Below are 24,368 nucleotides of genomic sequence, written 5' to 3' on the forward strand. Positions count from 1 at the left end.
GACGTTCCTCCTGATGGTGCTGATCTATCCAGCGTACGCGGGAGCGCTGTAGGTTTTGCTATCTCGTGGCGTGAATCACATGCGACTCGATCGCCTCAACGAGCTGCGCGAGACTCAAATTATCAACCTGTAAGGTCAGATCAGCAAGGTTTTCGTAAATTTCTTGGCGGGTCTCGTAGAGCCGGGACCAGGTGGTGAGGGTTTGGTCACCAGCGAGCAGTGGGCGGTGCGTGTCCCCCGCGAGGCGACGCTTAGCGGTCTCTAAAGTCATCGCTAAGTAGATGACCGTGCCGCCGCGTAACACTTGTTGATTCTCTTCGCGCAATACCGCGCCGCCACCGGTGGCGATCACCCCGGCACGTAATTGCGCCAGAGCCGCCACCTCAAGGTCACGGAAGTAGGCCTCGTCGTGCTCGGCAAAAATCTGTGCGATCGACCCATGCTGGGCGACAATATGCACGTCGGAATCGGCAAAACTAGTGCCCAAGGCCTTAGCCAGCGACCTGCCCACGGTGGACTTGCCGCTGGCCATCGGACCAATCAGGTAAATCATTTAGACCCCGGTCGAGCCCAGCGAGGCAGGAATATTCGCCAGGTAGCTGTCGATATTGCGCTTAGTTTCATTCAGCGAGTCGCCGCCGAACTTTTCTAGCAACGACTGCGCCAGTACCAGTGCGACCATCGCCTCGGCGACCACTCCGGCGGCCGGAACTGCACAGACGTCCGAACGCTGATGGTGCGCGGTGGTTTCTTCACCGGTGGCGGTGTCGATGGTGGCTAGCGCGCGGGGCACTGTGGCGATCGGCTTCATGGCGGCGCGTACACGCAGTACCTCGCCGATGCTCATGCCGCCTTCGATGCCGCCGGCACGATTGGTTTCACGCTTAATTCCGCCGGATTCGGCGGGGATAATTGCATCGTGCGCGGCCGAACCGCGTCGCGCTGCGGTAAGGAAACCGTCGCCGACCTCAACACCCTTGATGGCCTGAATACCCATCAGGGCTCCGGCCAGACGCGAGTCTAAGCGGCGATCCCAGTGCACGTAGGAGCCGATGCCCGGAGGCAGGTTGTAGGCGAGCACCTCAACCACACCGCCGAGGGTCTCCCCTGCCTTATGCGCGTCATCGACCTCAAGAACCATTGCCGCGCTGGTTTCGCCATGGAAGCAACGCAGTGGATCGGCGTCCAGTGCGTCCACGTCGGCCAAGGTTGGCAGCGGCGCATCAACCGGAGCGGCGACCGCACCAATAGCGGTGGTGTGTGAAACAAGTTCGATGCCAAGGCCGGCCAGGAAGGCTTGGGCTACCGAGCCGAGGGCGACGCGGGCAGCGGTCTCTCGCGCGCTAGCACGCTCGAGGACCGGACGTGCATCGTCGAACCCGTACTTTTGCATTCCGGTGAAATCGGCATGGCCCGGACGTGGCCGGGTTAATGGGGCGTTACGCGCCATCGAGGCCAGTTCGTCGAGGTCTACCGGGTCCGCGTTCATCACGCGCTCCCACTTAGGCCATTCGGTATTCCCGATTTCAATGGCGATCGGGCCGCCCTGGGTTTTGCCATGGCGCACGCCACCGAGGAAGCTGACCTGATCCTTTTCAAATTTCATTCGCGCGCCTCGGCCGTAGCCAAGACGTCGCCGAGCGAGCGCATCGCGCACCACTTCACTGTCCACCGAGACTCCGGCGGGTAGACCTTCAAGAATTCCAACGAGTGCCGGGCCGTGTGATTCGCCCGCCGTCAACCAACGCAACATGGATTCTATTTTGCCATGACATGGCTTCTTTAACCGCGTCGATGAAGCCCAAGTGAGTGATACATCGCATTTGTGACGCGTTCACGGGTTAGCTCATCAAAGGGTAAAGCGCTGAAATAACGGGCTTGTTCCACCGCTTGATGCACCAGCATATGAAGCCCGGAAATCACCGTTCCAGCCCAGTTCTGCGCCAGCTCGCTGGGCCAAGGGTCATAAGCGACGTCCAGCAGGATGCCTCGCCCGGCGCCTAATGGCGCCACCCAACTGTCCGCCGCACGCGGCGGCAAGGTGCTGATGACCAGTGGATCGGCGATAATTCCGAGCTCGTCAAACGAATTAACTTCGACGAGCTCAACGCGCATTCCAAGTTCTTGGGCCAAGGAGATGGCGAGGCTAGCGCGGGCCGGGTCACGGACCACAAGTTTCAGCTCGGTAGTGCCCAGTTCGGCGGTCGCCTCAATAGCTGCCAGCGCGGTATTTCCCGCGCCAAGTATGGTGGCCTGGCTACTGTGCCGCACGCCCGCGTCGGCCAAGGCCAACACGATCCCATCAACATCCGTATTTTCTCCGTAGAGTCTTCCATCGCGGCATACCACAATGGTGTTCAACGCACCGAGCCGGGCCACGCGGTCCGACACCTCGTCCATCAGTGGCACGAAGACATCTTTGAGCGGCATCGTCACCGAACAGCCGGCCCACTGGTTGGCACGCAGCTGTTGCGCGAATTCTCCAGCGTCGGCGGGAGTCAGCTCGATCGCCTCGTAGTTAATGTCTGCGCCGAGCAACGCATAGGCGGCCCGGTGCAGGATCGGCGATTTGGAATGGCTAATCGGCTGGCCGAGCACCGCCGCTCGCATCATTTGCATACCTCAGGGTTTGCGTCGCACCAGGCGCTGAACTGTGCGTGGTTCACCTGATGTTCCGCATAGGTGGAGGCAAATTTCGTCTCACCGGTTTGGGTGTTCACGGTGACCCAATAGTAGAAGCCGTTATCCTGTGGGTTCACCGCGGCGTTGATCGCCGAGGTGGCCGGGGATCCGATCGGAGTCGGCGGCAGGCCGGTGTGTACGTAGGTGTTGTACTTGTTGCTAGCGTCCTTCTTCTCCGCTTTGGTGAACTGCAGCGAATAGCGGTTCAGCCCATAAATCACGGTGGAGTCGGTCTGCAGCAGCCCATGAGTTTCGTTATTATTTGGGTCCAGCCGGTTCTGGATGGCTCCGGAAACGACCTCGTAATCCTTCGGGGTGGCTTCGGCCTGCAAAATAGAGGCGATCTTTAGCGCCTGATAGCCTTCGCTCAGGTCGCTGACGCCGGCATCGGTCAACGCTTTTTTGGTGGAGTCAACCATGGTTGTCAGTACCTCGTCGGCCTTGGTGTCCAACGGGAAGCGGTATTCTCCGGGGTGCAGCCAGCCTTCAAGGTTTGTTGATTCGCTGGGTAGCCCGAATTTTTCTGGCTGATCAGCCAGTTTACGAAGGGTTTCAAGCTTCAGGCCCGAACCCTTGGCAATCTCTTCCAACGTAGCGCTCAGGCGCATATTTGCCTTCAGCCCGACGTAAAAGACCTTATCCGGTCGCTTGTCGATCAGCTCGTCCGCGGCAGCCGCGGCGGACATCTGCGTCTTGAGCAGGTAGGTGCCGGGGTGGATGAGTTTGCTTTTGGCATCCGAATTGTCGATGGCCGACATGAACAGCTTGTCACTGGCCACGACGTCCAGGTCATCAAGCTTGCGCGAAATGAGGGCCGGACCCCAGCCGTCTTCCACGGTGAATTCCACCGCTTGGCCGCCAGGACCCGGGTAATCATCGGGGTTAAACTGCTTGTACAGCGAGCGAATGAAGTAGAAAGATCCGGCGACAACCACGGCAAAGATCAGGAAAGTTGCCAGCATCACCAAGTTACGGCGGCGTTTGCTACGCTTTTTGCGCGCCTTGCCACCGTGGCCGGCCGAGCCGGCACGCAACGCCTGTTGTGTGCCGGGCTCGTCGTGGTACTCGGGTTCGGGCTGCGAGAAATCCTGTGCGACCGGCGCGGATTCCGGTGCAGAGTGCTCTGGCGCGCCAGCGTCGGCGTCAAGATACACTCCTCCGCCGGTCAGTTCCGGGCTCGAAGCCTCGGGTAAAACCGAGCGTTGCCCGGCAGCAAAACGTGCGTAAAGCTCGGAGTGGGTTTCACGCTGCCGTTTGCGGCGGGCTTCATCTCGCATTAATTCTCCCAAGTGGTTTCTCGCGTCGCGCCGTTATTTCAACACGATACGGCTGGCTTGCACACGCACGGAGTTGCGACGCATTTCAAGCACCTGTTGCAGGATTTCGACGGCTGCCACCTGGTCAACGACCTGGCGGTGATCTTGCATGCGGCGACCTGAGGCATGCAATGAACGATGGGCACTGACCGTGCTCAAACGCTCATCGACCAAAAAAATTCCAACCTCGATTTTAGCCTCATTTGCCTCTTCCGCCAAGGCAATCGCGTAGTCACGAGCCATTTTTGTGGATTCGGTTGAGTTTCCGGCCAGTGATTTCGGTTCGCCGATGAATACCTCGGACACGCCCCGGTCAACGATCATGCGTAATAACATGCGTCGATCAGAGTTTTTCTTCAGGTCCCTGCGCAGTGTCATCACCGGGGTGGCGAGGATTCCGGAGGGATCGGACACGGCGACGCCGACGCGGGCCAGGCCCACGTCGACGCCGAACGCAATATTAGCCATTGGCAAGTGCCGCCCGAATTGCTGCCAGCGCGTCATCGATCTTTGACACGTCCTGGCCGCCGCCCTGAGCCATATCGTCCTTGCCGCCGCCGCCTCCTCCGAGTACCCCGGTTGCGGTGCGAACCAGCGCGCCGGCCTTAAAGCCGTTGCTGCGGGCCTCATCGTTAGTCACTGCGAGCACCAGCGGACGGGAGCTTGACTCGCCGATCAGCACGATGACAGCCGCTTCGCTACCAAGTTTGCCACGCAGATCCAACGCCATGGTGCGTAGCGCATCGGCCGAATCGATGGTCCCGGCATTGTGCGCCAAGAGCCGGGTTTGGCCGATGGTTTCGACCTTCTCCAACAGCTTTGCCGACTGTGCGAGCATCGCCTGGCTCTTCAGCTCGGCGATCTGCTTCTCCGCTGCCTTCAACTTCGCCACGGTGTCATTGACCCGCTCGGAAACCTGATTTGAAGGCACCCGGAAGAGGCCTGACAGCTCGGAAACTAGGGCACGTTCGGCCGCTCCGTGACGGAACGCCTCCATGCCTACCAGTGCTTCGACGCGGCGGTTGCCCGAACCGACAGAGGCTTCGGAGAGCAAGGTGAGCTGGCCGATGCGTGAGGTGGTTGGCACGTGGGTGCCACCGCAGAGCTCGCGGGACCAGGCGCCGTTCATCTCAACGACGCGCACCGCGCTGCCGTACTTTTCACCGAACAGGCTCATCGCGCCCAGCTGCTGCGCTTCGGCCAAAGCCATCTCGTTGGTGACCACCTGGTGGTTGGCGGCGATCGCGAGGTTCACGACCTCCTCAACCTCGGTACGTGCCTGGGCCGAGAGTGCCTCGGTCCAGGAGAAGTCAAAGCGCAGGTAGCCAGCCTTGTTGAAAGAACCGGCCTGGGTGGCGGTGTCGCCAAGTAACTGACGCAACGCGGCATGCACCAGGTGGGTGGCCGAGTGGGCCTGCTCACCGGAGTGGCGACGGATTGCATCTACCTGGGTGCGCACCAGCGCGTCGGCGGGAAGTTCACCCTCGCGCACGATCACCTTGTGCACGTTCAGCCCCTTCACCGGAGCCTGCACGTCGGTGACCTCAAGGACAAAGCCGTCGCCGGTGATCAAGCCGATATCGCCGGCTTGGCCGCCAGATTCGGCGTAGAACGGGGTCTCGTCGAGCACCAGTTCAATTTCTTGACCCTGCTCGGCGTAGTTCACCACCGCACCGTTGGAAACGATACCGCGGATCTTTGATTCACCCACGAGCGTGTCATAACCGGTGAAGTTGACCTTGCCGGCCTGCGCCAACTGGTTAAATACGCTCAGATCAGCGTGCCCACCCTTTTTGGACTTGGCGTCCTTCTGGGCGCGGGTGCGCTGTTCGGTCATCAGTTCGCGGAAGCGCTTCTCATCTACCGCAAGCCCCGCCTCGGAAGCGATTTCCAAGGTCAGGTCGATCGGGAATCCGAAGGTGTCATGCAGGGTGAAGGCGTCATCTCCGGAGAGGTTGTGTCCTTCGGCCTGAGCGGATTTCAGCGCGTCGTCCAGTCGGATGGTGCCCGAGGCGATGGTGCGGCTAAAGGCGCGCTCCTCTGCGTAGGCGATGCGTGCGATACGTTCGAAGTCTTCGGCGACGATTGGGTAGACACCCTTCATCGCGTCGCGCGAGACCGGCAGCAGCTCTGGCAGAACCGCGGTGTCCACGCCCATCAGGCGCAGCGCGCGCACGGCACGGCGGATCAGTCGGCGCAGTACGTAGCCGCGGCCTTCGTTACCCGGGGTGACACCATCGGAGATGAGCATCAGCGAGGAGCGAGTGTGGTCAGCGATCATGCGCAGGCGCACGTCGTTGGCGTGGTTCGGGTCTGCCGGGTCCTCGGTGGAGGTGTATACGATGCCGGCGAGTTCCGCGGCCTTGTCGAGCACCGGACGCAGCTGATCGGTCTCGTACATGTTCTCCACGCCCTGCAAGATCATTGCCAGACGTTCCAGACCCAGACCGGTATCGATATTGCGCTTGGGCAGTTCGCCGGCAACATCAAAGTCGGTTTTGGAGCGTACCGCGGAAAGCCGGTACTGCATGAAGACGAGGTTCCAGATTTCGACAAAACGGGTTTCGTCGACGGCCGGGCCACCATCCACACCGTATTCCGGGCCGCGGTCGTAGTAGATTTCCGAGCAGGGGCCACCGGGGCCGGGCTGGCCGGTGTTCCAGTAGTTATCTTCCTTGCCGGTGCCGACTACGCGTTCGGAAGGCATGCCGATCTCGTCTTCCCAGATGCTGCGAGCTTCGGTGTCTTTTTCGTCGCCGTCCTCGTAGACGGTGACCCAGAGACGAGCCTTATCTAGCCCGTAGCCACCGTCTTCGATCGAACCGGTGAGCAGTTCCCAGGCGAAGTGGATCGCTTCGCGCTTGAAGTAATCGCCGAAGGAGAAGTTGCCGCACATCTGGAAGAAGGTGCCGTGACGTGAGGTCTTACCGACCTCTTCGATGTCACCGGTGCGAATGCACTTCTGCACCGAGGTAGCGCGCGTGTAGGGCGGCTCTTCCTGTGCGGTGAGGTAAGGGATGAACGGGACCATGCCGGCCACCGTAAAGAGCAGCGAAGGGTCAGATGAGACCAGCGACGCGCTGGGTACCGCCGTGTGCCCCTTGGAGACGAAGAAGTCTACCCAGCGGCGTGCAATTTCCTGCGTTTTCATCGTGTTACGGATGGTCCCTTCACTTAGCGGTGTCCACGCCTAAGGCGGAACGTAGTTCTACTTCGCGGGAGTTCATTCCCTCACGGAATGCTCCCACTACCTCCGAGATGCGATCGGCATACTTACCGACCTGACGGTTTAGCGCCGCCCCGGAGGATACTTCGGTGTATTTTTTGGTGGCGAGGACTCCGACGCCCACGCCAATAACAACCCACAAAAGCTTCTTCATTCTAGTCTCCCCTAACGGCTACGGCGGCCCTTGCCGCTGGCATTCGCGTTCATCGCTGCCTTCACACCCGAGGTGAAAGCTGCGACCTTGATCAGTGGCTTGCCCACCGTGGCTGCCACCAAGGAGGACAGCGCGGAGACGTTGGCGCTCGCATCGGAGACGTTTGAGGTGATCGCGTCGACCTTCTTGAGCTGGTCATTGGTCGTGGCCACCGTGTTAACAACCTCGCCGATCAGCGGAGTGGTCCCGTCGGAGAGGTCCTTGATCGAGTTGCGAAGCTCATCAAACACCTTGCCCAACTTGATAATTGGTACGGCCAACAGTGCCACCAAGATGGCAAAGACGCCGGCCGCGATGAGCCCTGCAATATCCGAACCCGACATGTGCTTCCTCTTCTGCTTTGGGTGCTTGCTGCCAGTCCACCTTATCGAACCGGAGGCGATTAAAGGTAGTTAAGCCAGTGGCCCGCAACCGAGTCGGTTGCGGGCCACCAAACACACACTAAGTTTAGCGTGCGTAGTACTCGACCACGAGGTTCTCTTCGCAGGTCACTGGGATCTCTGCACGCTCAGGAGCGCGCAGGTAGGTAGCCTGCAAGGCTTCCAGCTTCACGTCCAGGTAAGCAGGAGCTGCTGGAAGCACGGTAGCGTGCTCTCCGGCTGCTGCCATCTGGAAAGGAACCATCTTCTCGCTCTTTTCGTGCACGTGGATCAGCTGACCCGGCTGCACCTTGAACGATGGGCGGTCCACGCGCTGGCCGTTAACTAGGATGTGGCGGTGCACAACTAGCTGACGAGCCTGCTGGATGGTGCGGGCGAAGCCTGCACGCAGAACCAGAGCGTCTAGACGGGACTCGAGCAGTGCCAACAGGTTGTCACCGGTCTGGCCGCCGAGGCGCTTTGCTTCCTTGAAAGCGTTAAGCATCTGAACTTCGCGGATGCCGTACTGGGCACGAAGACGCTGCTTTTCGCGCAGACGTACCGCGTAATCGCTGTCCTGCTTCTTGCGGGCGCGACCATGCTGGCCGGGACCGTAGGGACGACGCTCCATGTACTTTTCAGCTTTTGGAGTCAGGGCAAGGCCGAGTGCGCGCGAGAGGCGCACGGTACGGCGGGCACGGGCGTTAGCCATAAGTGTGTCCTTTTCGTTTTAGCGACGGGATCTACTGGCCTCCGGGACGGAGAGTGTTGGGGCGTCGCGCCCCTGAACCACTGCAACCTTGTTACCCCTGCGATTACTCGCGGGCGCAACTTAGCTTGCCAGCCAAAGATCAAGTCTACACGAATGCAGGGGCCAGCCAGGCCCGTTGTAACGTAGCTCGCTATCGTTTCTTCTTGTCTTTACGGCGAATGATCTCCCGTAGCTTTGCCAGTCGATCACTCAACGTGCGTTCGGTGCCGTTGGCCGTGGGACGGTAGTAGTTGGTGCCGAGCAGATCGTCGGGCAGATACTGCTGGCTGGCGATCGAATGCGGGGCATCGTGCGAATAAATGTAGCCGACCCCGTGGCCCAACTGCTTAGCTCCCGGATAGTGGGCGTCGCGCAGGTGGTCTGGGACCAGCGAGCCCTTGCCTGCGTTCACGTCGGCGATGGCCTCGTTGACCGCGGTGTAGGCGGCGTTTGATTTCGGCGCGGTGGCCAGGTGCACGGTGGCGTGCCCAAGGATCAGCCGCGCCTCGGGCATGCCGATCAGCGCTACCGATTGGGCGGCGGCTACGGCCAGCGGCAGTGCGCTGGAGTCGGCCATGCCGATGTCCTCGCTGGCACTGATCATCAGCCGGCGGGCGATAAACCGCGGGTCCTCCCCCGCGGAGAGCATGCGCGCCAAATAGTGCAGGGCGGCATCTACGTCGGAGCCGCGAATGGATTTGATGAACGCGGAGATGATGTCGTAGTGCTGGTCCCCGTCCTTGTCATAACGTTGCACCGCTTGATCCATGGCGAGCTGGACGTGTTCGTCTTGGATTTCGATCGGCGGTTCCGGCTTTGTCCCGGAAGCGTTCCAGGCCACCGCCCCGGCGGCTTCCAGCACCGTCAAGGAACGCCGGGCGTCGCCTTGGGCCAGCCGGACGATCGCGTCTCGCTGCGTTTCGGGAAGGATTACCTGCGCGTCAAAACCTCGCTCGTCCGCCACCGCACGATCAAGGAGCTGCGCGAGATCCGCATCGGTCAGCGGGCGCAGAGTCAGCAGTAAGGAGCGCGAGAGTAGCGGAGAAATCACCGAAAAGGAGGGGTTTTCGGTGGTGGCAGCGACCAGCACCACCACCCGATTTTCGACCCCGGGAAGCAATGCGTCCTGCTGAGCCTTGTTAAAGCGGTGAATCTCATCGAGAAAAAGCACCGTGGTCACCCCGCGTAGATCGCGGTCATCCTTGGCCTGCTCGATCACTCGGCGGACATCTTTCACCCCGGCGGTAATTGCCGAAAGCTCCACAAATTTACGGTCCGTGGCGCGCGCAATCACGTGGGCGATGGTGGTCTTGCCAATACCTGGCGGGCCGTACAAGATCACACTGGCAGGCCCGGCCAAACCGGTTTCGGGATGTTCGGCGAGTTGCCGCAACGGCGAGCCGGGGCCCAGCAGGTGGCCTTGGCCGACCAGTTCATCTAGCGTCTTGGGGCGCATACGTACCGCAAGGGGTGGGCGCGGCCGCTTGATCGAACCGTCATCCAGGGCATCCAGCAAATCGTTCACAGACCCAGCCTACCGATATTCTGATAGTTGCGCGGTGCAGCTCAACACTTCACCGCCACCACCCACCACCCACCACCTTTTGAAAGGACCCTGCCCTATGCGCGCCGTCATCCAGGTTGCCAGCAACGCCCACGTCGAGGTCGAAGGGGAAGTTGTCGGCAAATTAGATGCCCCGGGGCTGGTTATTCTTTTGGGCGTGACGCACGACGATGACCAGGACACCGCGCGCAAGGTTGCGGAGAAAATCTGGCAGTTGCGCATTTTAGAAGATGAAACCTCGGCGGCCGGAACTGATGCACCGTTGCTGGTGATCAGCCAATTCACGCTCTACGGTTCGGTGCGCAAGGGGCGGCGGCCCTCATGGTCAAATGCGGCACCCGGCCCGATCAGCGAGCCGCTCTACGAGTACTTCGTGCGCTACCTGCGTGAGTTGGGAGCCACGGTTGCGACCGGAAAATTTGGCGCGATGATGAACGTGTCGCTGACAAACACCGGCCCGTTCACCGTGATCGTTGATTCGGCGGAGCTGGCTTAGCGTCCGGTAGTTCTCACCAGCTGCGCGAGCATATCGAAGTTTGCGCGATGGCTTTCTAGCTCGGCATAGCCGGAATCCGAGAGTTCGTAGACCTTCCGCCCCGGCCCGCCTTGCCCTTCTTCCCATCGGGTTTCAACGAGTCCCGATGCTTCCAACTTCGCTAATGCGGGATAGAGCGTTGCGCCCTTGATCGGCCCAAAACCGCGGTCCTGCAGGGATTTGGACAGGGCGTAACCGTGGGCGTGCCCCGTAGATAATTCAGCCAACAAAAGCATCGGTAGCATGGCTCGTTGCCAGCTGCCGGGAAATGGTGAATCCTTACTCATCGCGGCCTTCTTCCAGACCGCGGGCGTGGGCGCGCCTTTCGGCAAGTTTCGATTGCACGTATTCCGCGCGATTTGCGGAGCGTAACTCGTAGAGCGTAATTACTGCATAAATCAGAATGCAAACTCCGAAGAAAATATCCCAGCCACTGCGGTCCGGGGCAAGCACCTCCGGCAGGAGGCTTGTGCCGTATAAAACTACTAATGCCAGTGGCAGCAAGCGGCGCATCAACCAGCGTCGCTTCAGCGCATTTGCGGTGTTGACTCCGAGTCCTATGGTGAATTCGCCCGGCGTACCGAATTCTTCGACAATTGTTGCCTCACCGCCTTCCACGCTCATATTCGACCAGTGCTCGCGGGCAGGCTCCAATGCAGATGCCGCTTCTTTACCCCGCATTCCGTAGCGTCCGCGCAACAAACGTGTGGATTCGGCAAACCAGGTCTCTGGATCGGTGAAAGCTGAGGCGCAGTTACGCGGTGCTGCAGGTTCTTTATTGAATGGTAGCCAAAAGACACCGACGGCCAGTGCGATCCCGAGGATCGGCGCTAGCCAGTTGGGCAGTTGCATGGCTTCTTCACCGCCGAGTACTGCGATGATCGCAGCCGCTGCGATGGAAACCACTATTCCTGCCAAACCCAGCGTCCATGATCGGGCGAACCTGCCTTTCAACCGGTAGAGCCACCACAGGTGCCCGGATAATGCGATTCCTGTGCCTGCGCTCAAGGCGGCAAGCTGCCAATAGTGCCACGAATTCGAAGCCCATCCATCACGGAACCCGACCCAAGTTCCAAAACCGGCGCACAGTAGGCCAACCACAAGGCCAAAACCAGCCAGTAGCAACACACTGCTGTTGATCGACATCTCCGAATCCGCGAGCTGTTGCGGCGTCAATCGCGCGTAGGACCGGACTTCGCCGTATTCGCTTGGATCGCCAAAGAGATCTTCTGCACCTTGGCCGCTATCTCGGATGGCAGCCAACGCATTTTCCAGTTCTTGATCGCTCTGCGAATCAGTCAGGTCATTCAGCCACATGGCCAGGCCGAAGTCCTGCGCCCATGCGCGGTCGCTTTCCGGGTATCGCTCGATGATGCCGTCCGGTTCTGCCGAGGCCAAACGGTCTCCTTGGATCGAAATATCTAGGTTGAAAAATAACCTAGTATTAAAATCATCATTAATCCATCTCTTGACCGACTTTGATGCAAAAAAGAAGCCGGATGGAACGCGAAAGTGCGTTCCATCCGGCTTCTTGAAGCGACCGAAGGCTACTTAGCTTCGGCCTTGACGGTCTCTTCGACCTTCTTCTCTGGCTTGAAGTCGATGCCGGCTTCCTTGCGCTGTGCCGGGGTGATCGGCGCAGGAGCAGCGGTCAGCGGATCAAAACCGCCGCCGGTCTTCGGGAAGGCGATGACGTCGCGGATCGACTCGGAACCGGTAAGCAACTGCAGTACGCGGTCCCAGCCCAGGGCAATGCCGCCGTGTGGAGGGGCGCCGAACTTGAAGCCCTCCAGCAGGAAGCCGAACTGGGTCTGCGCCTGCTCGTCGGACACGCCCATCAGCTTGAAGACACGTTCCTGTACGTCACGCTGGTGGATACGGATCGAACCGCCACCGATTTCATTACCGTTGCAGACGATGTCATACGCGTAGGACAGGGCCGAACCCGGATCGGTGTCGAAGGTGTCCATGAACTCGGGCTTCGGGCTGGTGAACGCGTGGTGCACGGCGGTCCATGCGCCGGCACCCACTGCCACGTCGCCGGAGGCTACGGCGGCGGAAGCTGGCTCGAACATTGGTGCGTCAACGATCCAGACGAAAGCCCAGTCGCCGTCCTTGATCAGACCGGTGCGGTGACCGATTTCCACGCGGACCGCGCCAAGCAGTGCACGCGATTCGGTTTTGTCTCCCGCGGAGAAGAAGATGCAGTCGCCGGGCTTCGCGCCGGTCGCCTCGGCCAAGCCGGCCTTCTCCTCGTCGGACAGGTTCTTCGCCACTGGACCAGCCAGCTCGCCATCTTCCTTGAGTAGGACGTAGGCAAGACCCTTGGCACCGCGCTGCTTAGCAAATTCTTGCCAAGCATCTAGGGTGCGTCGTGGCTGGGATGCGCCACCTGGCATGACCACGGAACCGACATACGCGGACTGGAACACCTTGAAGGAAGTGTTCGAGAAGTATTCGGTCATTTCGGTCAATTCCAGACCGAAGCGCAGATCTGGCTTGTCGCTGCCGTACTTGGCCATCGCCTCGGAGTACGCCATGCGGCGGATCGGGGTGGGGACCTGCACGTCGATCAACGACCAGATTTCTTTGACCAGCTTCTCACCGAGGTCGATGATGTCGTCTTCCTCAACAAACGAGGCTTCGATATCCAGCTGGGTGAATTCTGGCTGGCGGTCCGCGCGGAAGTCCTCATCGCGGTAGCAACGAGCGATCTGGTAGTACTTTTCAAAGCCACCGACCTGCAACAGCTGCTTGAACAGCTGTGGGGACTGTGGCAAGGCGTACCAGGAGCCCGGGGAAAGGCGTGCCGGCACGACGAAGTCGCGGGCGCCTTCCGGGGTGGAACGGGTCAGCGTTGGGGTTTCGATTTCGACGAAGCCCTCATCGTGCAGCAGGTTACGCGCGGCACGGTTGACCTCGGAGCGCAAACGCAGGTTGCGGGTCGGGGTCGGACGGCGCAGGTCAAGGTAGCGGTGACGCAGACGCGCCTCCTCGCCGACCTCAACGTGCTCATCGATCTGGAAAGGAAGCGGGGCTGCGGTGTTCAGCACGATCACCTCATCGGCGATCACCTCGATCTCGCCGGTCGGCAGGTTCGGGTTTTCGTTGCCCGCCGGGCGACGCTCAACGGTGCCCTTGATCTGCAACACGAATTCATTGCGCAGCGGGTGGAAGTCCTCTTCATCACGTACGACTACCTGGGCGAAACCAGAGGCATCGCGCAGATCGAGGAACGCCACGCCACCGTGGTCGCGGCGACGCGCAACCCAACCGGTGAGGGTGACCTGCTGTGAAATGTGCTCGGCGCGAAGTTCGCCCAGCTGATGAGTGCGTAGCACTACGATCCTTTCGGTCGGTTGAGACTAGAAATCTCTTCAGTTCTTCTCGTTGACGAGTTTAGTGCACCGCAACTAGTTGACGGTGTTGTACAGATCTTCTGCCGGTGGGGTCCAGCTGCTTGGATCGGCGGTGATTTGCTCACCGGTGCGGATATCTTTCACCTCGTGGGTGCCGTCTTCCTGGGTGAACCAAACGAACGGAATCCCGCGTCGGTCTGCGAACTTGATCTGCTTACCGAACTTTTCGGCGCTCGAGGCGACCTCGCAGGCGATCCCCCGGCCACGCAGCGAAGCTGCAACGTCTTGGGCTTGGTGCCAGGAATCGTCATCAGCCAAGGTGACATATACCACCGACGGCACGGTGCGCGCGGCGCTCACCAGCTCTTCGGCAAGGATCCGCGAGACCAAACGAGTGACTCCAATGGACAGGCCCACGCCCGGATAATTTTTCTTCCCCTTGGAAGCCAACGATTCGTAGCGTCCGCCGGAGCAGATCGAACCCAAGGATTCGTGACCCACCAGCACGGTCTCGTACACGGTGCCGGTGTAATAATCGAGGCCGCGGGCGATGGACAGGTCCGCCATCACCTTGCCCGGGGCGCGCTTGGAGGCGGCGTCGATGACCTGGAAGAGTTCATCGAGCCCGGTGTCTAAGAGTTCGTGTTCTACGCCGAGCGCGCGCACCTGCTCCACGAAGCTGGTATCCAGGGTGCGGATGGCAGCCAGGGCCAGCGCGGCGTCGGCCTGTTCACGGGTGGCGCCGACCTCGTCGATGAGGATCGTGGCGACCGCCTCGTTGCCGATCTTTTCCAGCTTGTCGATGGCGCGCAACACCGCGTCCGGATCTTCTAGGCCCAGACCACGGTAGAAGCCTTCGGCCAGCTTGCGGTTGTTCACGCGCAAACGGAAGTCGCCGATCGGCAGTGCGGACAGCGCATCGGCAATGGTTAGTGCCAGCTCCACGTCGTAGCTAAAGGCGAGGGTGCCCTCGCCAACGACGTCGATATCTGCTTGGGTGAATTCGCGGAAGCGGCCGTCTTGCGGACGCTCGCCGCGCCACACCTTCTGCATCTGGTAGCGGCGGAAGGGGAAAGCCAAGTGTCCGGCATTTTCTACCACGTAGCGGGCGAAAGGCACCGTCAGATCAAAGTGCAGGGCTAGTGCGTTGGGATCGTGCTTATCTTCATTTTCAGCCGCCAGCCGGGAGAGGCCGTAAACTTCCTTGTCGATCTCGCCCTTGCGCAGTAGCTGCCCGCGGGTTTCTACCGCGCGCGTTTCAATGTTGGCAAAACCATGCAGTTCAAAGGTGCGACGCAAGGTGTCCAACACATGTTGTTCGACGACCCGCTCGGCGGGAAGCCATTCGGGGAAACCTGATAATGAGGCCTTGCGTGCCATGAAACTCCTTCATACAAAATGGTTGCCTATCCATCTTACGACGCAACAGCTAGCAATACTGTGCACGTCGGCTTACTAAGAAGTGCAGCTCACAGGTAGAGTTAGCCAAAGCAAGCGAACAGTAAAGCGAAAGAGTTTCAGCGGTGACCACCAGTCAGAAATCCGACGACAGCCCGAACATCCCCTTGCCACAGGCGCATAAGCCAGTGGCAAAGCAGGTTGTGGCTCAGCCCGTCGACCACAGTACCCCCCTTGAAGAAGCGGCAAAATTTGCCCGCGTCACCGACGATGGGCATGTATTTGTCATCATTGACGGCGCCGAGCACCCGGTCGGACAGTACCCGGATGCCACAAAGGATGAGGCTTTGGCCTACTTTGTGCGCAAGTACGACGATGTCCTGTCCCAGTTGATGCTGCTCGAACAGCGCGTGAGTGCCAAGGCACCAAGCGGCGATATGCCGAAGACCTTGGATACCTTGGCCGCCACCGTGGCCGAACGTCATCTGGTCGGCGATATTCCTAAGCTCGAAGCACGGATCGCCGCTGCACGTACCGCGGTGAGTGCTCTGGCTGGCGAACAGCGTCAGGTCACCGAGGCCGCCCGCGCCGAACAGCTCAAGGTCCGCGAAGCCTTAGTGGAGCAAGCCGAAGCATTGGCTGAGAAGCGCCCCGAGCAGATCCAGTGGAAGACCGCTTCCACCGCAATGAACGAACTGTTCGAAACGTGGAAGGGAACTCAGCGTTCGGCCGTACGCTTGCCGCGTGCCACCGAAGATGCGCTCTGGAAACGTTTCCGTGCCGCGCGCACCACCTTTGACCGGCACCGCCGGGCATACTTCTCACAGCTCGATGCCACCAACGCGCAGGCGAAGTCTGCCAAGGAGGAGCTGATCAGCCGCGCCGAGGCGTTGCAAAGCTCCACCGACTGGGCAGGCACCGCCGCCGAGTACCGCAAACTGATGGACGAGTGGAAAAAATCCCGCCGTGCTTCGCGTAAGGATGACGACGCACTGTGGAGCCGCTTCCGTGCCTCGCAGGATGTATTCTTCCAGGCTCGCGCCGCGGAAAATGCGAAGGTCGACGCCGAATACGGTGAAAACCTGATCGTCAAGGAGGCGCTGCTTGAAGAGGCTCGTGCCCTGGTACCGGTGAAGGATCTTTCCATCACCAAGCAGAAACTCGATTCAATTCGTAGCCGTTGGGAAGTAGCTGGCAAGGTGCCACGCGCGGACCTCCAGCGAGTGGAATCGGCATTGCGTCAGGTTGAAGAGGCCGTCAAGGGTGCCGAAGAAGAGCAGTGGCGCCGGTCAAATCCGGAGACCAAGGCTCGGTCGAACTCGATGCTTTCGCAGTTGCAGGACACCATTGCAGCTTTGGAAGACGATCTTGAAGCAGCGAAAAAGCAGGGTAATGCCAAGCGGATCGCGAAGGCTCAGGAGGCCCTGGAGGCTCGCCAGATGTGGTTGAACACCCTGGAGAAGTCTGCGGCGGATCTCGACTAGAATCCACAGATCGCACAAACACCCCCTACGCGGCGGCGCTTGCTGGTTCAGTAGCTTTATGGAAAAAGTTACCGGACAGCGCGTCGCCGCGTTGCGTATCCCCGAAGACCTGTTTATCGTCGGCGAACCTTTTACCCGCAATGAGCTCGGCGCCATGGCTACCCATGGGTTGCTGCGCGAATCCATTGGCGGGTGTTTTGTGGAGAGCAGGTTTCGTTATGACTCGACCGCGCGGGCGCAAATAGCCGCGTTTCTTGCCGGTCGGCACTTTGGCAGAACTGATATTTTCTGCCAGCAGACCGCCGCGTGGATTCACGGCTTACTGCCGCATGTGAACACCGTCTGTATTTCATCGGACCTCTATCACCGGCCTTACCGGCCGGGCAACGGGCTGAACTTTGAATTTGTGCAGCTGCCGATTGACGATGAGGATGTGGTCAATCGCAAGCGGGTCAGGCTGAGCAGTTCATTGCGCACGGTATGCGATGTGGCCTGTTATGACCCGTTGCCGATCGCCACCTCGGTGTTTAATCAAGTGCAACGCCTCGGTGATCCGTTTTTGAATCTGGACGCCGTGGGCGAAAGCCTGGCCCAACTGGAGGCTAGTGCCCCGGTGGCGCGCGCACTACGGTTGGTGCAGTCCTATGAGGCGCGTGCTGCCTAAACCGGCAGGGTTTAGCGTTTAGCGCCGGCTTCCTGCGGTGGTGCGGTAGACGTCGTAGACCCCGTCGATGCGGCGGACCTGGTTGAGCACATGGCTCAGGAACTTTGGATCGCCCATTTCGAAGGAGAACCGTGAGATCGCCACTCGTTCGCGGCTGGTTTGCACGCTGGCCGAGAGAATGTTCAGGTGGCTTTCGGACAAGATCCGGGTGACATCGGAAAGCAGTGACTTGCGGTCCAACGCCTCCACTTGGATTTCCACCAGGAACACCCCGTGGTGCTTTTCCGCCCAAGATACCTGAACCAGCCGCTCAGGTTGTTGGGCAAGCTGTGCGAGGTTGAGGCAGTCGGTGCGGTGCACCGATACTCCGGCGCCGCGGGTGACGAAGCCCTGGATCTCATCCGGTGGGACCGGAGTGCAGCAACGAGCGAGCTTGACCAGCACATCGCCGACACCCTGAACGATGACGCCGGCGTCGTTGCCCGTGGTGGGCTTGGACAGGCTCGTACTGACGACGGCTTCTTCATCAACCTGTTCGCCCGCCGGAGGGCCGGTGAGCGAGACCAGATGTTCGATAACGTTCTGTGCACTGGTGTGCCCATCACCCACCGACTGGTAGAGCGCTGAAATATCCACGTGGTGCAGGTTGGTGGCCACGGTGGTCAGCAACTCATGGGTCATCAATCGCTGCAGTGGCAGCTGATTGCGGCGCAGCTCCTTGGTGAGCAGCTCCTTGCCCTTTTCAATCGCTTCCTCGCGGCGTTCCTTAGAGAAGTACGCGCGAATTTTAGCCTTGGCCCGCGGGGATTTGACGAAGTTCTGCCAGTCCTGCGAAGGGCCGGCGTCTTCGGCCTTGGAGGTGAAGACCTCCACCACGTCGCCCTGCTTCAACTCGGTATGCAGCGGAACGAGCTTGCCATTCACCCGGGAGCCGATGGTGCGGTGGCCGACGTCGGTGTGGATGGAGTAGGCGAAGTCGATCGGTGTAGCACCCACCGGCAGCGACATGATGTCACCTTTGGGGGTGAACACGTAAACTTCGGCGGAGTTGATGGTGTAGCGCAGCCCGTCGAGGAATTCCTCGGAGTCGGTGGTGTCTTCCTGCCACTCCATTAAGGAGCGTAGCCACTCCATGTTCTTCTCCGGTGAGAGCATCGCATCTGACCGGTCGCCGTGCTTGTACTGGAAGTGTGCTGCCACCCCGTTTTCGGCATGCAGGTGCATCTCATGGGTGCGGATCTGAATTTCCACTGGCTTGCCCTCTGGGCCCATCACGGTGGTGTGCAAAGACTGATAAAGGTTTAGCTTAGGCAGGGCGATGTAGTCTTTGAAACGTCCGGGCAGCGGATTCCATTCGGAGTGCACTACACCCAGTGCGCCATAACAATCCTTCACCGAGTCCACGGTGATCCGCACGCCCATCAGGTCGTGAATGTCGTCGAAGTCTTTACCGCGCACGATCATCTTCTGGTAGATCGAGTAGTAGTGCTTCGGTCGGCCGGAGACTTGGGCATGGACGTTGAGTTCGTTAAGTTTATTGTTCAGCTGTTCGCGGATGCCGGCGAGGTATTTTTCGCGTTCCGGGGTGCGGTCCCCCACCATGCGAACAATCTCTTGGTACACCAGTGGGTGCAGGGCTGCGAAGGAAAGGTCTTCCAGTTCCCATTTAACCGCGTTCATACCCAGCCGGTGCGCCAGCGGAGCGAAGATCTCTAAGGTCTCCTTCGCCTTGCGCGAGCTGGACTCCGGGGAGACATAGCGCCAGGTGCGCGCGTTGTGTAGACGGTCAGCCAATTTGATGAGCAGCACGCGGATATCGCGGGACATCGCGACGACCATTTTGCGCACGGTTTCCGCCGGGGCGGCATCCCCGTAGGTGACCTTGTCGAGTTTGGTCACCCCATCGACGAGCATCGCGATCTCTTCGGAAAATTCCTTGGTGACCGATTCCAGCGAGTAGTCGGTGTCTTCCACGGTGTCATGCAACAACGCGGCAGCCAGGATCGAACCTGTCATACCCATTTCTGCAAGGATCGTCGCCACGGCCACCGGGTGGGTGATGTAGGGGTCGCCACTTTTACGTTTTTGACCCTCGTGGTACTTTTCTGCCACCTCGTAGGCGTGGATCAGCAGGTCCAGATCAGCCTTGGGGTGTTTGGATTTGACCGTGCGCAGCAGCGGTTCCAAAGTTGGCGAGGTGCTGGGGGTGCTTCCTCGGCCCGCAAAGCGTACTAGACGTGAGATAGAGCGTCGCTTCGAATTGTTCGGGGTCGGCGTGTTAGCCATGCCTCGCTCCTTCCCACCGTTGCCGGTCCTAACGGTGCTAGGTGCCAAGCTAGCGATGCCGGCGCCGTGCAATGTTTTAGTTCATTCGTTATAGCACATTCGCGCAATGACAACTAATTACCCGTTCGACACTACTATAAAAAAGTGCCCCGGATCGGTTGATCCGGGGCACTTCGCTCGTGGCTTGATGCCAAGAAGGTTTTTAGTGCTTAGGCGTCCAGCGCTTCCATCCTCTTATTGTGCTTTTGCACGTCCTCATCGCCGTGACGCAGCTGGTAATACAGCGGCGCTTGAACGAAGAGGGTCGATAGTGCCGAGACGATAATACCGACGAACAACGCCAGCGACAGGTCCTTGAGCGTACCGGCACCGAGCAGGTAGGAACCGATGAACAAGATCGAAGCCACTGGCAGCACTGCAACCACCGAGGTGTTGATCGAACGCACCAACGTCTGGTTCACCGCGAGGTTCACCTGCTGCTGGAAAGTTCGCTTGGTCTGTTGATCAAAGTTCTTGGTGTTCTCTCGAACCTTGTCGAAGACCACCACGGTGTCGTACAGACAGTAACTGAGAATCGTTAGGAAGCCGATAATCGCACTGGGCGTGATCTCAAAACCGGACAGTGAATAAATTCCGGCGGTAATGATGATCACTACCAGTAGACCAATGATGGCTGCGGCGGACATCTTCCAGGTGCGGAAGTACGCTGCCATCAGCAGACCCACCAGCACGATGAAGACCAAGAGGCCTAACAGCGCCTGGCGCGAAACGTCCTGTCCCCAGGTTGGACCAATGAAGTTACTGGTCACCTCGCTAGCTTCCACCTCGTAGGCTTGGGCCAGTTCCCCGGCAACGCTGATCGTCTGATCATCGCTGAGTCGATCGGTCTGCACGCGCATGGTGCCCGGAGCGATATTCGTGACTGTGGCTTCGGCGCCGTCTGCGGCGTTCTTGACTACGTCTTCGCCGACGCTGACCTGGGTGTTCTGGACACCAGAGACCATGAATTCCGAACCGCCACGGAAATCGATTCCGAGGTTGAACCCACCCTTAGCCACTGGGACCAGGATCGCGGAGATCATCAGGATCCCTGCGATCAGGAACCACAAGCGGTGCTTTTGCGTGAACGGGTAGGAGCGCTTCCCGGTGTAGAGCTGATTGCCCCACTCTGCGAGCTTATTCATTGTTCTCCTCCCGGTTTGCTTCGGCGCGACGACGTTCGGCGATGGTCAGCCGCTTGGCAGCCTCACCGCTCGCCTTAGAGTTCTTCTTGCCGCGGTTCTCCTGCGCATTTTCATTAAAGCTGCGCACCTTGCCGGCACCGCGGTATAGCGGCACCGCGCCAAGCAGCGATGGATCCAGGCCGGAGAGGCGGTGTCCGTCGGCGAAGAACTTCGTGCGTGCCAGCAGCATCAATGTTGGGTGGGTCAGACCGTACACGACGATGAGGTCGATGATTGCGGTCAAGCCCAGCGTGAAGGCGAACCCTCGCACGTTGCCCACTGCTACCAGATAGAGCACGATAGCGGCCAGCACGTTCACTGCCTTCGAAGCAAGAATGGTGCGCTTAGCGCGCGACCAACCTACATCGACGGCGCTGGCCAATGACCGGCCATCGCGCAACTCATCGCGGACACGTTCGAAGTAAACGATGAAGGAGTCAGCGATCAAACCGATGGCCACGATCAGACCTGCCACACCTGCCAGGGATAGGCGATAATTCATCGCCCAGCCAAGTAGTACAAGCGAAAGATAGGTCAGTAGGCCAGCTGCGATCAGCGAAGCAATCGTGACGAGACCCAGCGCGCGGTACTGGAAGAGCGAATAGATGAACACCAAGATTAGACCAATGATGCCCGCGATAATACCTGCCTTGAGCTGGTCACCACCGAGTGTGGCTGATACCTGCTGCTCAGACTGAATATCAAAGCTGATCGGCAGTGCGCCGTATTTGAGCTGTTGGGCCAGCGCCTGCGCAGATTCCTCGGTGAAGCCACCAGAAATCTGTGGGCGACCATCGGAGATCACCGCATTGGTGGTTGGAGCTGAGATGACGGTTCCGTCAAGCACGATGGCGAACTGGTTCTGTGAACCCTGCAACGCGATGAGACGCTGAGTCGTTTCCGCAAAAGTTGCGGCGCCCTGCTTGTTGAACTCGATCACCACAACCCACTCGCCGGTAACCGCACCCTGCACACCGCGTGCCAAGTTGGCATAGGCATCAGAAATTTGGTCACCTGGGATTTCCTGCGGGCCGAGGATGTACTTCACTCCCTGGCGCGGATCACAGGAAATCATCGCGGTCTTTGGATCGTGCTCGGTGGTTTCACGCTTCTCGAGCTCGATAGGGCAGTCGTAGGCCTCGAACTCTTTATAGAGCTTTTTGGTGATCCAGCTGGTATCCGAAGGATTCTCCGGCTTGGCCGTTGGCGCTGGAATGTCCTTGTCAGCTGTGCGCTGTTCCTTTGGAGTTGCCTCGTAGGAACCGGTAATGAGCACCGGACGGAATTCCATATTCGCCGAGGCTTGGATCAGCTGGCGAGTTTCAGCATCCGGGGTACCGGGCATCGACACGACGACGTTACGTCCAGACTGGGTGGTGATTTCGGCTTCCGAAACACCGGAACCATCTACACGCTGGCGAATGATCTCCACCGCTTGATCGAGCTGCTCCTGGCTAATAGCTACGTCGCCTTTAACCCGGGGCGCCAGGATCATCTGGGTGCCGCCTTCGAGGTCGAGCGCCAGCTTTGGGGCCGCGCCGGTCTTGCCCGTCGACACACCAGCAACCAGAACACCGGTTGCAATGATGACGACGACCAGTAACCACAGCAACGCCTTGCGTGCCTGTTTTACAGGTCCAATTGATGACATCTATTGTGCTTTCTTGAACTGGTGGCGTGCTAGACAGCCACCACGATGGTGCCTGCCTTAGGCGTTGCGGTCGTCCTTGCCCTGGTCGTTCAAACGACGAAGGCTCTCTTCTGGGGATTCGGCGACGGCAGGAGTGTCAGCGGCTTCTTCGGCGGGAGCCTCGGTTACTGCTGGGTCCAAGAAGGTGGAGATAGCCTGGCGGTGCAAGGTGAGCACAACGCCGTTGGCGACCTCGACAAGCACACGATCCTGCTCATCGATGGAAATGATGGTACCGAAGATGCCCGAGTTGGTCATCACCTTGGCGCCTGGAACCGACTTGGTCTTCAGTGCTTCTTGCTGCTTGGAAACCTTTTTGCGGCCACGGATCATCATGATGATCAGCACTGCGAAGAGTGCGACCATCAGAATCATGGATGGATTGAAGCCGCCACCGGCTCCCTGTGCAAGGACGAGGGAATTCACTTGTAATACCTGCTAACGATTCGTTTAAAGAGCGAAGACGCCCGGGCACGCCAAAGTCAGGGCGTGTGTCGGGCGTCTCCAGTCTAATGGCTAGAAGCAAAGCACCAAGCCATTTACGCGGGCAGAGTAGAGGTATTCATCTAATCCTCATCGGATTCATAGCTTTGGGTTCCGGCAAAGATCGCATCCTTAGGCACCGCGAGGCCCAAATGCTCCCAAGCAGCTGGCATCGCGATACGTCCGCGCGGGGTGCGTCCCATGAGCCCTTCACGAACTAAGAAGGGCTCGGCGACGGTCTCTACGGTTTCGCTTTCTTCGCCCACCGCGATGGCCAGCGTCGACAGTCCTACCGGTCCCCCACCAAACTTAAGGCACAGTGCTTCGAGTACCGAGCGGTCCAGACGGTCTAGCCCCTTGGGGTCAACCTCGTACATCTCAAGTGCTGCAGCGGCAGCGCCGTGATCGATCTCTTCAAGTTTGTTCACCAGCGCCCAGTCCCGCACGCGACGAAGCAAGCGGTTCGCGATACGTGGGGTGCCACGCGAGCGTCCGGCGATTTCACTGAAGGCGGAGGAAGTCACGCGTAAATCAAGCATCATCGCCGAACGGCGAAGTACCAGTTCGAGTTCTTCAACTGCATAAAATTCTAGATGTCCGGTGAACCCAAAGCGGTCGCGTAGCGGCCCCGGAAGCAGCCCGGCACGAGTAGTCGCCCCCACCAAAGTAAATGGCGGAAGTTCCAACGGGATGGCGGTGGCCCCGGCGCCCTTACCGACAATAATGTCGACGCGGAAATCTTCCATGGCCATGTAGAGCATTTCTTCCGCTGGCCGGGACATCCGGTGAATCTCATCCAAAAAGAGCACTTCACCCTCGGTGAGCGAGGAGAGAATGGCGGCCAAGTCTCCCGCGTGCTGGATGGCAGGGCCCGAGGAGATGCGTAGCGGGGCGTTCATTTCCGCGGCGATAATCATCGAGAGTGTCGTTTTTCCCAATCCGGGAGGTCCGGAGAGCAGTACGTGGTCGGCGGTGCGCTCGCGGATCTTCGCTGCCTCAAGCATGAGTGAGAGCTGTTGGCGCACCCGGCCCTGACCGACAAAGTCGTCCAGGTTGCGTGGACGCAGGGCTGCTTCAATCACCCGCTCTTCGGGTTCACTGCCGGCGTTGGTCAGCTGCGAGGAATCATTCACA

The 24,368-nt window shown here is 59.6% G+C and carries 22 protein-coding genes; 3 read left to right on the forward strand and 19 right to left on the reverse strand.

What is annotated here, in order from left to right; all coding sequences use genetic code 11:
• Window positions 1-58: 58 nt before the first annotated feature.
• The 10 genes from ACX5K5_RS08620 to ACX5K5_RS08665 form a co-directional block, all read right to left on the reverse strand.
• Window positions 59-553, reverse strand: coding sequence for a shikimate kinase (locus ACX5K5_RS08620; protein WP_096257764.1), 495 nt, complete (start codon window positions 551-553; stop codon window positions 59-61).
• Window positions 554-1,753, reverse strand: a complete 1,200-nt coding sequence (aroC, locus tag ACX5K5_RS08625; protein WP_096257765.1) for a chorismate synthase — start codon at window positions 1,751-1,753, stop codon at window positions 554-556.
• Window positions 1,754-1,782: 29 nt separating this feature from the next.
• Window positions 1,783-2,613, reverse strand: a complete 831-nt coding sequence (locus ACX5K5_RS08630; RefSeq protein WP_459174300.1) for a shikimate dehydrogenase family protein — start codon at window positions 2,611-2,613, stop codon at window positions 1,783-1,785.
• Entirely contained in the window at window positions 2,610-3,959 is a 1,350-nt protein-coding gene (gene mltG, locus ACX5K5_RS08635) for an endolytic transglycosylase MltG (RefSeq protein WP_442346388.1), read from the reverse strand. Before mltG ends, ACX5K5_RS08630 begins: the two co-directional genes overlap by 4 nt.
• A 33-nt stretch (window positions 3,960-3,992) precedes the next feature.
• On the reverse strand, window positions 3,993-4,466 hold the full coding sequence (gene ruvX, locus ACX5K5_RS08640) for a Holliday junction resolvase RuvX (protein ID WP_096257768.1): 474 nt from the start codon (window positions 4,464-4,466) through the stop codon (window positions 3,993-3,995).
• Window positions 4,459-7,149: an alanine--tRNA ligase gene (gene alaS / locus ACX5K5_RS08645; protein ID WP_459174301.1), complete on the reverse strand. Its 2,691-nt coding sequence runs from the start codon at window positions 7,147-7,149 to the stop codon at window positions 4,459-4,461. The genes ruvX and alaS overlap by 8 nt, the downstream gene beginning before the upstream one ends.
• Window positions 7,150-7,168: 19 nt before the next feature.
• On the reverse strand, window positions 7,169-7,378 hold the full coding sequence (locus ACX5K5_RS08650) for a hypothetical protein (protein WP_096257770.1): 210 nt from the start codon (window positions 7,376-7,378) through the stop codon (window positions 7,169-7,171).
• Between the two features lie 11 nt (window positions 7,379-7,389).
• Window positions 7,390-7,761, reverse strand: a complete 372-nt coding sequence (locus ACX5K5_RS08655; protein WP_188686059.1) for a DUF948 domain-containing protein — start codon at window positions 7,759-7,761, stop codon at window positions 7,390-7,392.
• Between the two features lie 124 nt (window positions 7,762-7,885).
• On the reverse strand, window positions 7,886-8,509 hold the full coding sequence (gene rpsD, locus ACX5K5_RS08660) for a 30S ribosomal protein S4 (RefSeq protein WP_096257772.1): 624 nt from the start codon (window positions 8,507-8,509) through the stop codon (window positions 7,886-7,888).
• Window positions 8,510-8,699: 190 nt separating this feature from the next.
• Window positions 8,700-10,073, reverse strand: a complete 1,374-nt coding sequence (locus ACX5K5_RS08665; RefSeq protein WP_346059371.1) for a replication-associated recombination protein A — start codon at window positions 10,071-10,073, stop codon at window positions 8,700-8,702.
• Window positions 10,074-10,170: 97 nt separating this feature from the next.
• On the opposite strand from ACX5K5_RS08665, the gene dtd reads away from it, so the two are divergent.
• Window positions 10,171-10,608 (forward strand): D-aminoacyl-tRNA deacylase, encoded by a 438-nt coding sequence (dtd, locus tag ACX5K5_RS08670; protein WP_096257773.1) that lies wholly within the window; start codon window positions 10,171-10,173, stop codon window positions 10,606-10,608.
• Here the strand turns inward: dtd and ACX5K5_RS08675 are convergent.
• From ACX5K5_RS08675 to hisS, 4 genes are all read right to left on the reverse strand, one after another.
• Window positions 10,605-10,934 carry a PadR family transcriptional regulator gene (locus ACX5K5_RS08675; protein ID WP_188686062.1) on the reverse strand — a complete coding sequence of 110 codons (330 nt, stop codon included), beginning with the start codon at window positions 10,932-10,934 and terminating at the stop codon, window positions 10,605-10,607. The two genes, dtd and ACX5K5_RS08675, sit on opposite strands and share 4 nt — an antisense overlap.
• Entirely contained in the window at window positions 10,927-12,045 is a 1,119-nt protein-coding gene (locus ACX5K5_RS08680) for a hypothetical protein (protein WP_188686064.1), read from the reverse strand. The genes ACX5K5_RS08675 and ACX5K5_RS08680 overlap by 8 nt, the downstream gene beginning before the upstream one ends.
• Before the next feature lie 149 nt (window positions 12,046-12,194).
• Window positions 12,195-13,988, reverse strand: a complete 1,794-nt coding sequence (gene aspS / locus ACX5K5_RS08685) for an aspartate--tRNA ligase (protein WP_441663935.1) — start codon at window positions 13,986-13,988, stop codon at window positions 12,195-12,197.
• A gap of 72 nt (window positions 13,989-14,060) precedes the next feature.
• Window positions 14,061-15,386: a histidine--tRNA ligase gene (hisS, locus tag ACX5K5_RS08690; RefSeq protein ID WP_188686066.1), complete on the reverse strand. Its 1,326-nt coding sequence runs from the start codon at window positions 15,384-15,386 to the stop codon at window positions 14,061-14,063.
• Window positions 15,387-15,529: 143 nt separating this feature from the next.
• Between hisS and ACX5K5_RS08695 the strand changes: the two genes are divergently transcribed.
• Window positions 15,530-16,888 (forward strand): DUF349 domain-containing protein, encoded by a 1,359-nt coding sequence (locus ACX5K5_RS08695; protein WP_096257779.1) that lies wholly within the window; start codon window positions 15,530-15,532, stop codon window positions 16,886-16,888.
• A 58-nt stretch (window positions 16,889-16,946) separates the two neighbouring features.
• The gene (locus ACX5K5_RS08700) at window positions 16,947-17,552 is read left to right on the forward strand and encodes a hypothetical protein (protein ID WP_096257783.1); all 606 of its coding nucleotides are present in this window, start codon (window positions 16,947-16,949) and stop codon (window positions 17,550-17,552) included.
• Between the two features lie 18 nt (window positions 17,553-17,570).
• Here the strand turns inward: ACX5K5_RS08700 and ACX5K5_RS08705 are convergent, their stop codons facing one another.
• The 5 genes from ACX5K5_RS08705 to ruvB form a co-directional block, all read right to left on the reverse strand.
• The gene (locus ACX5K5_RS08705) at window positions 17,571-19,838 is read right to left on the reverse strand and encodes a RelA/SpoT family protein (RefSeq protein WP_096257785.1); all 2,268 of its coding nucleotides are present in this window, start codon (window positions 19,836-19,838) and stop codon (window positions 17,571-17,573) included.
• Between the two features lie 209 nt (window positions 19,839-20,047).
• The gene (gene secF, locus ACX5K5_RS08710; RefSeq protein ID WP_459174302.1) at window positions 20,048-21,022 is read right to left on the reverse strand and encodes a protein translocase subunit SecF; all 975 of its coding nucleotides are present in this window, start codon (window positions 21,020-21,022) and stop codon (window positions 20,048-20,050) included.
• Window positions 21,015-22,712, reverse strand: coding sequence for a protein translocase subunit SecD (gene secD, locus ACX5K5_RS08715; RefSeq protein WP_346059374.1), 1,698 nt, complete (start codon window positions 22,710-22,712; stop codon window positions 21,015-21,017). Before secD ends, secF begins: the two co-directional genes overlap by 8 nt.
• Window positions 22,713-22,769: 57 nt before the next feature.
• Complete coding sequence (yajC, locus tag ACX5K5_RS08720) at window positions 22,770-23,177, reverse strand: preprotein translocase subunit YajC (protein ID WP_096257788.1); 408 nt, start codon at window positions 23,175-23,177, stop codon at window positions 22,770-22,772.
• 140 nt (window positions 23,178-23,317) lie between these two features.
• Window positions 23,318-24,367, reverse strand: a complete 1,050-nt coding sequence (ruvB, locus tag ACX5K5_RS08725; RefSeq protein WP_096257789.1) for a Holliday junction branch migration DNA helicase RuvB — start codon at window positions 24,365-24,367, stop codon at window positions 23,318-23,320.
• Between the last annotated feature and the right edge of the window lies 1 nt (window position 24,368).

Source organism: Glutamicibacter bergerei, assembly GCF_054495185.1.